The organism is Mesorhizobium sp. USDA 3734 (assembly GCF_056279665.1).
Window position 1 is genome coordinate 2,935,537 of sequence record NZ_JBWCCW010000001.1, and the last position, 12,721, is coordinate 2,948,257.

At 62.2% G+C, this 12,721-nt stretch carries 16 protein-coding genes; 4 read left to right on the plus strand and 12 right to left on the minus strand.

Annotation, left to right across the window (positions count from 1 at the left end; genetic code table 11):
* Positions 1-24: 24 nt before the first annotated feature.
* The 9 genes from ACZ89F_RS14065 to moaA form a co-directional block, all read right to left on the minus strand.
* Complete coding sequence (locus ACZ89F_RS14065; protein ID WP_476092458.1) at positions 25-843, minus strand: ABC transporter permease; 819 nt, start codon at positions 841-843, stop codon at positions 25-27.
* A complete protein-coding gene (locus tag ACZ89F_RS14070; protein WP_476092460.1) occupies positions 840-1,559 on the minus strand; it encodes an ABC transporter permease in 720 nt (239 codons plus the stop codon). Before ACZ89F_RS14070 ends, ACZ89F_RS14065 begins: the two co-directional genes overlap by 4 nt.
* An 80-nt stretch (positions 1,560-1,639) precedes the next feature.
* The gene (locus tag ACZ89F_RS14075; protein ID WP_476092461.1) at positions 1,640-2,425 is read right to left on the minus strand and encodes an ABC transporter substrate-binding protein; all 786 of its coding nucleotides are present in this window, start codon (positions 2,423-2,425) and stop codon (positions 1,640-1,642) included.
* Between the two features lie 157 nt (positions 2,426-2,582).
* Positions 2,583-3,092: a molybdopterin-guanine dinucleotide biosynthesis protein B gene (mobB, locus tag ACZ89F_RS14080; protein ID WP_476092463.1), complete on the minus strand. Its 510-nt coding sequence runs from the start codon at positions 3,090-3,092 to the stop codon at positions 2,583-2,585.
* Complete coding sequence (mobA, locus tag ACZ89F_RS14085) at positions 3,089-3,721, minus strand: molybdenum cofactor guanylyltransferase MobA (RefSeq protein WP_476092465.1); 633 nt, start codon at positions 3,719-3,721, stop codon at positions 3,089-3,091. The genes mobB and mobA overlap by 4 nt, the downstream gene beginning before the upstream one ends.
* A gap of 56 nt (positions 3,722-3,777) precedes the next feature.
* The gene (locus ACZ89F_RS14090; protein WP_476092467.1) at positions 3,778-4,698 is read right to left on the minus strand and encodes a DMT family transporter; all 921 of its coding nucleotides are present in this window, start codon (positions 4,696-4,698) and stop codon (positions 3,778-3,780) included.
* A gap of 122 nt (positions 4,699-4,820) precedes the next feature.
* Positions 4,821-5,180, minus strand: coding sequence for a hypothetical protein (locus ACZ89F_RS14095; RefSeq protein WP_476092469.1), 360 nt, complete (start codon positions 5,178-5,180; stop codon positions 4,821-4,823).
* A gap of 120 nt (positions 5,181-5,300) precedes the next feature.
* Positions 5,301-5,459: a hypothetical protein gene (locus ACZ89F_RS14100; RefSeq protein ID WP_476092471.1), complete on the minus strand. Its 159-nt coding sequence runs from the start codon at positions 5,457-5,459 to the stop codon at positions 5,301-5,303.
* Between the two features lie 369 nt (positions 5,460-5,828).
* Complete coding sequence (gene moaA / locus ACZ89F_RS14105) at positions 5,829-6,824, minus strand: GTP 3',8-cyclase MoaA (protein ID WP_476092473.1); 996 nt, start codon at positions 6,822-6,824, stop codon at positions 5,829-5,831.
* Positions 6,825-7,023: 199 nt separating this feature from the next.
* Between moaA and ACZ89F_RS14110 the strand changes: the two genes are divergently transcribed.
* A complete protein-coding gene (locus ACZ89F_RS14110; RefSeq protein ID WP_109671237.1) occupies positions 7,024-7,377 on the plus strand; it encodes a gamma-butyrobetaine hydroxylase family protein in 354 nt (117 codons plus the stop codon).
* A gap of 160 nt (positions 7,378-7,537) precedes the next feature.
* Positions 7,538-8,149 carry a pyridoxamine 5'-phosphate oxidase family protein gene (locus tag ACZ89F_RS14115; RefSeq protein WP_476092474.1) on the plus strand — a complete coding sequence of 204 codons (612 nt, stop codon included), beginning with the start codon at positions 7,538-7,540 and terminating at the stop codon, positions 8,147-8,149.
* Between the two features lie 18 nt (positions 8,150-8,167).
* On the opposite strand, the gene ACZ89F_RS14120 is transcribed toward ACZ89F_RS14115, so the two are convergent.
* Positions 8,168-8,620 carry a MarR family winged helix-turn-helix transcriptional regulator gene (locus ACZ89F_RS14120; protein WP_109671239.1) on the minus strand — a complete coding sequence of 151 codons (453 nt, stop codon included), beginning with the start codon at positions 8,618-8,620 and terminating at the stop codon, positions 8,168-8,170.
* A 47-nt stretch (positions 8,621-8,667) separates the two neighbouring features.
* Here ACZ89F_RS14120 and ACZ89F_RS14125 point away from each other — a divergent pair, with 47 nt between their 5' ends.
* Positions 8,668-9,576, plus strand: coding sequence for an alpha/beta hydrolase (locus ACZ89F_RS14125; RefSeq protein WP_476092475.1), 909 nt, complete (start codon positions 8,668-8,670; stop codon positions 9,574-9,576).
* Positions 9,577-9,588: 12 nt separating this feature from the next.
* On the opposite strand, the gene ACZ89F_RS14130 is transcribed toward ACZ89F_RS14125, so the two are convergent.
* The gene (locus ACZ89F_RS14130; protein ID WP_476092476.1) at positions 9,589-9,984 is read right to left on the minus strand and encodes a rhodanese-like domain-containing protein; all 396 of its coding nucleotides are present in this window, start codon (positions 9,982-9,984) and stop codon (positions 9,589-9,591) included.
* A 274-nt stretch (positions 9,985-10,258) separates the two neighbouring features.
* Here ACZ89F_RS14130 and ACZ89F_RS14135 point away from each other — a divergent pair, with 274 nt between their 5' ends.
* Positions 10,259-12,145, plus strand: a complete 1,887-nt coding sequence (locus ACZ89F_RS14135; protein WP_476092478.1) for a L,D-transpeptidase family protein — start codon at positions 10,259-10,261, stop codon at positions 12,143-12,145.
* 19 nt (positions 12,146-12,164) lie between these two features.
* Here the strand turns inward: ACZ89F_RS14135 and ACZ89F_RS14140 are convergent, their stop codons facing one another.
* Entirely contained in the window at positions 12,165-12,647 is a 483-nt protein-coding gene (locus ACZ89F_RS14140) for a hypothetical protein (RefSeq protein WP_476092480.1), read from the minus strand.
* Positions 12,648-12,721 lie beyond the last annotated feature (74 nt).

Sequence of the window (12,721 nt, forward strand, 5' to 3'; positions counted from 1 at the left end):
CTGGCACAGCCGAACTGAAAATGGTCAGCGTTTCAGGTGAATGGTGATCCGGCGCTCGATCCATTCAATGCCATGGCGCAGAATCTCGACCATCACCAGATAGACGAGGGCGACCCAGATATAGGCCTGAATGTCGAACGAGTTGGCGAAGGCGAGCTTTGCATTGCCCATCAGATCATAGACCGTGATGATGGCGACGATGGCGGACGCCTTGACCATCAGGATCAGTTCGTTGCCATAGGGCCGCAAGGCGACGATCAAAGCTTGCGGCAGGATGATCTTGCGCAAGGTCTGCAACTTGTGCAGGCCAAGCGAGGCCGCCCCTTCCCATTGCCCTCTTGGCACGCTCTCGATGGCGCCGCGCAGGATCTCTGCCTGGTAGGCGGCGGTGTTGAGCGCAAAGGCAAAGACGCCGCAGTTGAACGCATCCTTGAAAAAATCCCAGAGGCCAACCGACTGGAGTTCGACCCTGAACGAGCCCAATCCATAGTAGACCAGATAGGTTTGGACCAGCAGCGGCGTGCCGCGGAAGAAATAGACGTAGCAATAGGCGAGGCCGGACAGGATCCGGTTCTTGGACATGCGCCCATAGGCGACAGGCACCGACAGTATCGCACCGAGCACCATTGATATGGAAACCAGTGCGAGCGTTACCCCAAGCCCTCGCAAATAGGCCGGCGCATATTTGGCGAAGAAATCGGCGTTCCAGGCAAGGACCAGATAGCTGACGATGCCAATGCCGAATAAAATCCACAGGCAGACCAGCGCATAACCGGCAATACGCCTGCGCGGCCAGCCGCGCGCCCGTGGCGGGGGCCGTTCGACCATGGCTGCGGCGCTCATCGTTGCGCCTCCCGCCGGCCAAGCGAGCGCAAAATTGCGCTGGTGGCGAAGGACGACACGACGGCCAGGCCAAGAAAGACCAGGGAGGCAACGCCGAAGAACAGGAAAGCGTGCTTGGTGACGCGGGCGGCAATGCTGGCATTGCGCAGCGTCTCGGCCAAGCCGACGACCGATACCAGAGACGTGTCCTTGAGCAGGCTGAGCCAGCAGTTCTCCAAGCCTGGAAACGCGATGCGAAGCAGCTGCGGCACGATCACCTTGCGCATGGTCAGCCAGTTGGAAAGACCGATGGCGTAGCCGCCCTCATACTGGCCTTTCGGAATGGCGCGGAAGGCCGAAAGGAAAACCTCGCTGGCATAGGACGAGAAGATCAGCGCAAGCACGATCATGCCGGCGACGAAGCTGTTGACGTCGATGGTGGCGTCAGGCCGGAAATACCGGACAAGATGCTGCAGCAGGATCGGCATGCCGAAGAAGAACAGGAAAAGCGTCACCAGCTCCGGCAGGCCGCGAAAGACCGTGGTGTAGATGTTGGCGGCAAGGCGCAGCGAGGGTTCCTCGGACTGCTTGGCGAGCGCAATGAAAAAGCCGATCGCCAATCCGATGGGCAGCGTGGCAAGCGCAAGCGCAATGGTGATCAGTGCGCCATAGGCGATATCGTCAAGCCAGCCTTCAGGTCCCCAACTGAGAAGTGTCCATATGCTCTGGGCTGGCATTGACCGGTCTTATCTCCACGGCGTTCCCGAGACGAATAGAAAGACGGCGGGGAAATTCCCCGCCGTCTTGAGCCTAGTTATCAGGACTCGGCGCCGTAGACGTCGAACTTGAAGTACTTGTCGTTGATTTCCTTGTATTTTCCATTGGCGCGGATGGCGTCGATGGCCGAATTGAGCTTGTTGACTAGGTCGGTCTCGCCCTTGCGCACGGCAATGCCTGCGCCCGGCCCGAAGATCTCGACCGGTTGCGGCGAAGGCTGGCCGAGGATCTTGCAGCAGGCGCCATCAGGCGAATCCAGAAACTGCTGCAGCACGACGATATCGTCCTCGATGGCGTCGAGGCGACCATTGGCGAGATCTGCCTGCTCCTCGGGGCTGCTCGGATAGCCCTTGACGGTGCTGTCGGTGTACGTCTTCGAGGCATAGTTGAAATGCGTGGTGGTGGTGGCGACGCCGATGGTCTTGCCGGCGAGATCTTCCTTGGTCACGCCTTTCAGCGTGCTGTCCTTGGGTACGGCGATCGCAGACGGCGTGTTGTAGTATTTGTTCGAAAAGTCGACCTTCTCCTTCCGCTCCGGCGTGATCGACATCGAGGCGACGATGGCGTCGAATTTGCCAGCCTGGAGGGCTGGAATGATGCCGTCCCAATCCTGGGCTACGAAGGTGCACTTGACCTTCATCTCATCACAAAGCGCCTTGGCGATGTCGATGTCGAAGCCCACGAGCTGGCCGTCGGACGTCAAATTGTTGAATGGCGGGTAGGCGCCTTCGGTGCCGATCCTCAGGGTCTTTTCCTGGGCCTGGGCTACGCCGAGCGTCAGCAGCGCGGCCGAAGCGGCGAGCGCGATACGCAGTGCAATACGCATGATAGTCCTCTCTTTATGGTCCCGGCCGTCGTTCCATACGGCTCTGTGGGGCGGTGCTTTTGACCGCCCGCTGGCGCGATACTCCCACTCTTTCCAAGAAAAAAGCAACTGCAAAACCACAAAAATGGGCAAGGATATTCTGCCGCTGCGTCAGCGCTCAAGCAACGAGCCCAGTGGCGCGCTCGATGAAGTCGGCTATCGACTTTGCATCGTTGAGATCGAATACCGGCAGATGCTCGCCTTCAGCCGCAAAATCGGCGGCGACGGCGACGATGTTGGGATCGCCTGCTGAAAGCGGCGTGCGGTCCTTCGCGTCCAGCCGGCGGGTTTCGATCTTGCGGTGGGCCTCACGCTTGTAGCCTTCGACCAGCACCAGATCGCAAGGGGCAAGCCGCGACAGAATCGCCTCCAGGGTCGGCTCGTCCTCGCCGCGCAATTCATGCATCAGCGCCCAGCGGTTTCCCGACACAATCGCGACTTCGGTGGCGCCGGCCTGCCGGTGGCGGAAGCTGTCGGCGCCTGGCTTGTCGATGTCGAAGTCATGATGGGCGTGTTTCACCGTCGATACTTTCCAGCCGCGCCGGACAAGTTCGGTGACCAGCTTTTCGGTCAATGTCGTCTTGCCGGAGTTTTTCCAGCCGGTGATGCCGAAGACGCGCCTGTTCATGGTTTCATGCTCTGCAACAGACGCTCGGCAGAGACAAGATCATCAGGCTCGTTGATGTTGAAGAAAGGGTCGACCGGGCGGCCCGCCGATTGCAGAACAGGGAATTCCACCTCGACAAAACCGTGCCGGCCGATGAAAGCCGACACCCGCCTGTTATCCTCGTCGACCAGAAAATGCCGCAAGGCGTCGCGGCAGGCGAGCGGCCAGAGTGCGAAGGTCGGATGCCGCTTGCCGGCCGAGCAAGCGACGGCAATCGAACCTGGACTTTGATCGGTGGCCGCCGCCAGCCGTTCGACAAGGTCCAGCGGCAGGAAGGGCGTGTCGCCGGCAGCGGTGACGATCGCCCTGCAAGTCGTGTTGGCGACGGCCCAGTCCAGGCCGGTGAGGATTCCGGCAAGCGGGCCGGCAAAGCCGGTCACCATGTCGGCAAGCACCGGCAGGCCAAAGCGTGCGAATCGTGCCGGATCGCCATTGGCGCTGAGCGCCAGGGGGGCGGTCTGCGGGCCAAAGCGCGAGACGACCTGGTCAAGCACACAGCCGCCGCCAAGCGGCAACAGGCTCTTGTCGCCACCGCCCATCCGTCTCGATTGGCCGCCGGCCAGAATGATCCCCGCAAGGTCTCGCTTCATGCCATGAAGCCTGTACGCCAGCCGCCGGAAATCACAAGAACCTTCAAATGACCCGGCTAGATTCCGTCGGGCACCATGCTCGGCCCGGTGCTTTCGGCGACGATCCTTCGCCGGCCGACGATCCGCTCGCGGTAGAGCGCATAGAGGCCGGAACCGATGATGATCGTGGCGCCGACGATCATCGGCAGATCGGGAATATCGGCGAAGATGAACAGGCCAAGCAGGATCGACCAGATCAGGGCCGTGTAGCGGAACGGCGCGATGAAGGAGATGTCGCCCGCACGCATCGCCATGATGATGAACTGGTAGCCGATCAGCACCAGGACAGCAGCCAAGGCCAACAAGGCTGTGCTGTTGCCCGTCATCGGTGTCCAGCCCCCCATCGGCGACAACAGCACCGCGCCGACAATTGTCATGGCAAGCGCGGTCGCGGTCGACACCAGCAATGTCGGAATAGCCTTGGGAATCCGCTTGGTGGCGAGATCGCGCACCGCACAACAGGCGACGCTGGCCAGCGCCGACAGCGAGTAGGTGCTGACCCCTTCGAAGCCAGGCCGCACGATGATCAGCACGCCGGCAAATCCGATGGCGATGGCCAGCCAACGTCGCCATCCGACAGCCTCGCCGAAGACAAGTGCTGCCCCCATCGTCACCGCCAGCGGCAGCGCCTGCAGCACCGCTGAAACATTGGCGATCGGCAAATGGGCGAGGGCGACGAGAAAACTCACCGTTGCGCCGGCCTCGCCGATCACGCGCAAGGCCACCAGAGGCTGCAGCATCGAGCCTGGGCGGGCGAGCGCGCCGCGCTGCCAGGCGAGCAAGCCGACGAAAAGCGAAGCAAAAGCCCCACGGATCAACATGACCTGCGCCATGTTCATCGATTGCGACGAGTATTTGGTGATGGCGTCGTTGAGGGTGAAGCCGGCCATCGCCACCATCATGAACAACGCGCCGCGAAGATTGGGAGACAGGGGCAAGACGACTACCGGTTCCGCTTTGCAGTAAGCCTGTAACAGCCGGGCACGAAACAGCAACAGCAAAGGGCTGGGCCACAGCCTTTGTTTGCGGCCCACAAGATCGGCTGCAATGGCGGCAGAACTTACTTCTTCGGCGTCAGCACCTCGGTGCCATTGCCTTCCTTGCCGGCGATCGTCCACAGACCATGCAACGAGCCGTCGTCCATCATCTTGTAGACGACGAGGCCGATATCCTTGCCCATGACATAACCGGCGGAGAAGGCGTCATCGTTGCGCATGCAGATGCCATCGGACGACGAGCCGCCCGTCTCCCAGTGGATCGTGCAGGTCGTTCCGCTGGTCAGCGCGATGGTTGCCTCGCCGCCATAGGGCGATCCATCGAAGTTGGTGCCGACGACCGTATAGGTACCGCCGATCGACTGGGCCGCCGCGGGCACGGTCGCGAGACCAAGCAATGCAAGAGAAAGAACGAGTTTGCGCATGGTGTATTCCCCCTGTGAGCGAAGAACCGCTTCCAGGGGAAGGCTAGGCTGGAACAAGCTGGCCGTAAATCCGGCTGCGGCTCGCGAACAAGACTTTTTCTGGGGTGTGGTCCGAAACCGTCATTTCCCCTTGAGACTGCCCGCGATGGCGCCGACCAGCGGGTCGTATTTCGACTTCAGGGCCGGCGGGTAGTCGACCCAAACCGTGCGGATGACACCATCTTTGCCAAACAGGCGCCGCTCGTAAAAGACCTTTCCATCCTTCAAGCCGGACAGCACTGCCCAGTCCTTTCCGGCCTTGCTGTAGGTGACCTTGTAGCCCTGCTCCTTGCTCGCCTTCTCCGCCGCGACAAAGCCTTTCGGCGTGTCGTCGTCGATGTTGAGGATGCCCGAGCAGATCAGGCTGGCGCCATCGGCACTTAGCCATTGCTGTCCGTCGCCATTGTCGGGCTCGGGCTGGCGCTCGGTGAAGACATCGTCGGGAAAGGTGCAGACGGTTGCCGAAGCGCTCGTTCACATAGGTGAACGGCGCGGCAATTGCGGTGCTCGCGATCGCAGCGAAAAACGTCCCGATTGAAAAGAGCCGCCGCATGTCTTGCCCCGAAGTCGATGACCGCACGGCAAGTCTTGCACAGATCGGCGGGAAGGTCAGCCGCCGGTGACGCTCATATGCCGCGAAACGGAGGGGCGGCTGGTGCGGCGGTCGATGATGAAGTCATGGCCTTTCGGCTTGCGGCCGATCGCTTCGTCTATTGCCGCGGCGACCAGTTCGTTGCCTTCGGAGGCGCGCAACGGCGCGCGCAGGTCGGCGGCGTCTTCCTGGCCGAGGCACATATAGAGCGTGCCGGTGCAGGTCAGCCGGACGCGGTTGCAGCTCTCGCAGAAATTATGCGTCATCGGTGTGATGAAGCCGAGGCGCCCGCCAGTCTCGGCGACATGCACGTAACGCGCCGGGCCGCCGGTCTTGAAGGGAATGTCGGTCAGCGTGAACTGGCGTTCCAGCGACGCGCGCAGCAGCGACAGCGGCAGGTACTGGTCGGTGCGGTCGGCATCGATCTCGCCCATCGGCATGGTTTCGATGACCGTCAAATCCATGCCGCGGCCATGTGCCCAGCGCATCATCCCGGGCAGCTCGGCGTCGTTGAAATCCTTCAGCGCCACCGCGTTGAGCTTGACCTTCAACCCGGCCGCCTGCGCGGCATCGATGCCTTGCATGACCTTGTCGAGATGACCCCAGCGGGTGATCTTGTGGAATTTGTCGGCATCGAGCGTATCGAGCGAGACGTTGATGCGCTTGACGCCGCAATCGGCGAGTTCGGCGGCAAAGCGCGACAGTTGCGAACCGTTGGTGGTCAGCGTCAGTTCTTCCAGCGCGCCGCTGTCGAGATGCCGCGACAGCTGGCGCACCAGATGCATGATGTTCTTGCGAACCAGCGGCTCACCGCCGGTGAGGCGCAATCTCCTGACGCCTTTTTCGATGAAGACCGTGCAGAGCCGGTCGAGTTCTTCCAGCGACAGCAGGTCCTTCTTTGGCAGGAAAGCCATGTCCTCGGCCATGCAATAGGTGCAACGGAAATCGCAGCGGTCGGTGACCGACACTCTGAGATAGCTGATCGTGCGACCAAAGGGGTCGATCATGTCCATGCTTCAAACGCTTCCCGTGGCCGTGAACGGCGTCGTTATATACCGCTATGTGATACGATCCGGCCGCTCATTCAAGATACCGCTTCTCGATCTTTGGTAACATCCTTCAGCCGACATCGCATGTCGGTCGGCCTGAAACAGCCTTTTCCCGTTTGGCGAAGCGGCGTAGGGAAGGGTGGATGACACGGGATCGAGCAGCATGACCGCACCGAAAGAACTCAGGGTCTCGAAGGACCGCAAGCTGCTGTCCGTCACCTTTCCAGACCATCGGCCGTTCGAACTACCGGCGGAACTGCTGCGCGTCGCCTCGCCATCGGCCGAAGTGCAGGGCCATTCGCCCGAACAGCGGGTGACGGTTCCCGGCAAGCGCAATGTCGCGATCCTGAAGATCGAGCCGGTCGGCAACTACGCCGTGCGCATCACCTTCGACGATTTCCACGACACCGGCATCTTCACCTGGAATTACCTGCATACGCTCGGCCACGAGAAGGATGCACGCTGGGACGCCTATCTCGCCGAGCTTGCGGAAAAGGGCTTGAGCCGGGACCGATAGAGCAATTCCAGGAAAAGCGCGAAACGGTTTTCCCGGGAAAAGCGCATAGCGCTTTCTCTTGGGAGTTGCGTCAAATCAAAGAGTCTAGGTTGCTCCCGACACTGTCGTCAAAGCGTCATCGAGGTGGGGTAACGCCGGCAAAGGTTTGGAGACGAAAAAGATGTCCGTCATCACCACGGTCGAGCAGCTCGAGGCGCTCTATGGCGTTCCGGGCGAGGCCTCGCTGGTCAAGGAACTCGACCACGTCATTCCAGAATATGCCGCCTTCATCGAAGCCTCACCTTTCGTCGCGCTGGCGACCAGCGGGCCGGAAGGGCTTGATTGCTCGCCGCGCGGCGATCTCGCCGGCTTCGTGCGAATCCACGATCCGAAAACCCTGATGATGCCGGACCGTCGCGGCAACAACCGCGCCGATTCGCTGAGAAACATCATCCGCGACCCGCGCGTCGGCCTGCTGTTCCTGGTGCCTGGCTCCGGCACGACGCTGCGCGTCAATGGCCGCGCTCATATCACTACGGATACAGCGCTGTGCGCGTCATTCATGGTGAACGGCAAGGCGGCGCGCTCAGTAACCGTCGTCGACATCGATTCAGTCTACTTCCAATGCGCCCGCGCCATCGTCCGCTCGGAGCTCTGGAACCCGGCGAGGCATGTCGACCCGAAGTCGCTGCCGACGCCGGGACAGATCCTGGAAATCACCAGCCGCAAGACCATCGACGGCGAGACCTACGACAAGGAATGGCCGGAACGGGCGAAGAAGACGATGTGGTGAGTTTGGGCTGAAGGGCCGTTACGCCTCCTTCAGCACCTCATAAATCTTGCGCATCTGATCGCCGATCATGTCGCATTGTTCCGGCGTTGACTGGCTCATCGCCTTCTCGATCAGCGCCATATGCACTTTCAGCGCCTGCATCAGCAGCGCCTCGCCGGCCTCGGTGAGAGCTAGCCGCAGGATGCGCTTGTCCTTCTCGTCGCCTTCGCGGCGCAGCAGGCCACGCGCTTCCAGTTGCGGCAGCAGCATGGTGATGTTGGAGCGGCCGACGAGCAGCTTGCGGGCAAGGTCGTGCTGCGACATGCCGGGATGGCGATAGAGGTTCATCAGCACGTCGAGCTGCGCCGGCTTCAGGTCGAGCGGGGCGAGCTTCACCGCCAGCGTGCGCTCCAGCACATGGCAGGCGCGCGCCACCGCGACCCAGTTGCGAAAACGCGGGTTGTCCCAAGGTAGCTCTTGTTTATTGTTCATCTTTGAACTATTATGTTCATGCTTGAACGTATGGATGGATTCTCACTATGGCATCATTCGGGCTGAAGGTCATCCGGGGCGTGTTTGGTGCGGCCGAGCGTGTCGCGCCACGCCTGACCGGTCGCGCGGCGTTCGAATTGTTCTGCCGCACGCCGAACGTCAAGGCGCTCAGCGATGGCGAACGCCGCGCCATCGACCGTGCTGCCGCGTTCATGACCGAGGCGCGTCATCACCGGCTGAAGACCGCGACCGGCTGCGTCATGGTGCACGAGTTCCGGCCGGAGCCGGGCAGGGCAGTCGCCGGCACGGTGCTTGTCGTCCATGGCTGGCGCTCACGCACCGAGTATATGCGCGCGTTGATCGAAGGCTATCGCGCCGCCGGCTACAGGGTCGTTTCGCTTGACCTGCCTGGCCACGGCCAGTCGCAGGGCCGTCGGCTGAACATGGTCAATGCCGTGGATGCGGTGCGGGTTGCCGGCGAATGGTTCGGCCCCTTCGTGGCAGCCGTCGGTCATTCCTTCGGCGGCGCGGTCGCCGCCAATGCCATCGCCGGTTCGGTCAAGAACATCCCGCCGCTGGCGGCCGATCGCCTGGTGCTGATTGCGGCGCCGAGTTCCTTGCCGGCGATTTTTGCCGACTTCAGCCGCATGCTCAATGTCGGCCCGCGCTCGCAAGCCGCCATGGCCGACCGTGTCGAACATCTTTCCGGCCGGCCGCTGCACGAATTCACCGGCGACCGCCAGCTTGCCCACGCGCCGGTGCCGACCCTGGTCATCCACGCCCCCGATGACCGCGAAGTCTCGGCCGATCACGCAAGGCGCTATGCAGGCGCCGGCGGCCACGTGCGGCTTTACTGGGCCGATGGGCTCGGCCACCGCCGCATCCTTGCGGACAAGGGTGTGGTCGAACGCGCGGTCGGCTTCGTAACGCACCGCGAGCCGTCGCTGCTGCACTGAGCGGCGATCGACCTATTTCTTCTTCTCGCCGGGTTCGACCGGCAGTCCGGCGGCTTTCCAGGCGGTATAGCCGCCGAGGATGTGCTTGACCGGCGAAAGCCCCATGTCCTGGGCCGTCTTGGTGGCCAGCGCCGAGCGCCAGCCGCCGGCGCAGAAGAACACGAAGCTCTTTCCCGAGGCGAAGAATGGCTTGTGGTAAGGGCTTTCAGGGTCGATCCAGAATTCCAGCATGCCGCGCGTGACATGTTTGGCGCCGGGAATCCTGCCGTCGCGTTCCACCTCGCGAGGGTCGCGCAGATCGACGAAGATGGTGTCTTCATCGTCGAGCAGTCCGGCTGCTTCCTCCGGCGACACCACCTTGATCTCGGCGTTCGCCTCGTCCAGCAGTTCGCGATAACCCTTTTTCACGCTCTCGTCCCTCCCGGCCTTGCTGGCCCCAGCGTTGCTGGCCCCATGGCGGCGCCAACGCCTGATCGCAGGCATTTCACGGCTGGAGCGCAAACACCCCCGCTCCCAGCCGTCACGATGTTGTGAAACCGTTCTGCAACAGGCGTTCCAAAATTTATGAAAGCTTAACGAAATCGGTATGAATCAGTATAGTCGCGCCTTACATCCGCCATGCGGTGAGCGGGACGATCTAGCGTGCGGAACGGGAACCGGTTGCGGCCGGAGCGGGTGATCCATGAAATTCCTCGGAAACAAAGCTACCGTGATGCCGCTGATGGCGATCACGGCAACGCTCGCTTTCGGTACGCCTCAGGCAGGCGCGCAGGGGCTCTTCGACATGCTTTTCGGCGGCGGCGTCAAGCGCGCGCCGCAAGGTGAGTTTCCGCCCCCACCACCGAAGCACAAGCCGAAAGCGCCGGCCGGCGGTGGTGGCGGCGGTGTGAAAATCAGCAGCCCGTCCTACTACACCTACAAGGCCGACCGGCTGGTCCGCATCGACTTCTCGGCACTGGCCGCGGCACCGCAGCCGGCGACGCCGCAGGACGCCGCTTTCGTCCCGTCAGCCACCGGCGCTGCTTTTCGTGATGCGGTTGCCGGCTTGAGCGACTACGAACTCTATGCCGAGCCCGACATCGCCAAGGCGCTGATAGCCTATTACTCGGCCAATCCGGATTTCATCTGGGTGACCGGAACCAGCCTCAACAGCCGTGCGCAGGATGCCGTGCGCGTCCTTGGAGAGGCTGCAAGCTATGGCCTCACGCCCGCCGACTATACGGTCGAAGTGCCTTCCGCCGGCACATCGACGGCCGACGCCAATGCGCAACTGAAAGAGCTCGTCCGCTTCGAGATGGCGCTGTCGGCGCGCGTGCTGCGCTATGCCCATGACGCCCAGAACGGCCGCGTCGAGCCCAACCGCATGACCGGCTACTATGATTTCCCGGCCAAGCCGCTCGACTTGCAAGGCGTGCTGAAAACATTGGCGCATACCCAGGAAGTGCGCACCTATCTCGAGTCGCGGCATCCGCAGAATGCGGAATACCAGGCGCTGCGCGTCGAACTGGAATCGCTGCAGGCAAGTGCGGAAAACGAAATCGTCGTCGACCCCAAGCTGTTGCTGAAGCCAGGCGAAACCAGCCCCGAACTGCCGAAGCTGCTGACCTTGATTTCGCGCAATCTCGATGACGAGATGGGCGGCGCCTATGGCGAGATCCTGTCCAGGCTAGCCACAAGCGAAGTCTACGACCCGGAACTGGTTCCGATCATCAAGGCCGTGCAGCAAAAGGCAGGCATGAAGGGCGACGGCGTCATCGGGCCGCGCACCGTCGCGACGCTGGCCGGAACATCCAAGGCCGACAAGCTGCTGAAGGTGGAAGTGGCGCTGGAGGAACTGCGCTGGCTGCCTTCCGATCTCGGCAGCCCGCGTGTCTTCATCAATCAGCCGGCCTTCACCGCGAGCTACATCGACAATGGCGAGGAAAAGCTGAAGACGCGTGTGGTCATCGGCCGGACCACCAACCAGACCGCTTTCTTCTTCAAGGAGATCAAGCAGGTTGATTTCCATCCCTATTGGGGCGTGCCGCAGTCGATCATCGTCAACGAGATGCTGCCCAGACTGCGCAACGATCCGGGCTATCTCGACCGCGCCGGCTATGAGGTGACCGATTCGCGCGGCAAGCGCATTCCTTCGTCGGCGGTCAATTGGGGCGCCTACGGCGCCAACATCCCCTACAGCGTGCGCCAGCAGCCGAGCGAGGCGAACGCGCTGGGCGAGTTGAAGATCCTGTTCCCCAACAAGCACGCGATCTACATGCACGACACGCCGCAGAAATCCTTCTTCCAGCGTGATATGCGCGCGCTCAGCCATGGCTGCGTGCGGCTGCAGGACCCGCGCGGCATGGCGGCCGCGGTGCTTGGCACCTCGGTGGACGACATCGCCGAGAAGCTGAAGCACGGACACTCGACCGAGAATGTGACACGCACGATCCCGGTCTATGTCGCCTATTTCACCGCATGGCCTGATCTGTCGGGCAAGGTCGAATATTTCGACGACGTCTACGACCGCGACTCGCGGCTGAAGCAGGCCCTGGACGCCACCGAGGCGGTGCGTTCGCCTTCGAGTTGAGGCAGAAACCTCTCGGTCTCTAACGCTCCGACAGCGGTCGCCGGAAGCCGGCGTCCCGCCCGGCGATCAGCCAATAGATCAGCCCGGCGACAAGGCCGGCAGCGGCGATGATGCCGATGTCGGCCCAGCGTTCCGGATCCATGTCCTCCGGCGCGCTTGGCCAGATCAGGGCAAAACCGCCGACCGCGGCGGCGGCGCCGAAGACCATGTGCAGCAGGACATTGCGCAACGAGAAGGCCTCGGCGATCAGCGCGAAGATCAGCGTCTGCAGCGCGGTCACAACAATCGTCAGGAAATAGACGAACATGCCAAGCGGCGGCACCACCAGGACCGCGATCGGCGAAACGCCCATGACGTCGAAATAATCGGGCGCGTTGGGCAAGGAACTGAGCGCGGCGTAAATGACCGCGATGGCGATCAGGCCAACCAGCACCGACACAAAGTAGCCGGCTAACATCATCAATATGCGCTTTAGCACGTGCTTCGCCGTCGCCATGCCCATCCCCCAATGCGGCGCCTAGCGCCGCAGTCAGCCATCAAAGCGAGACTGACGCAAGGGGAGGCGCCCTTGGCGGC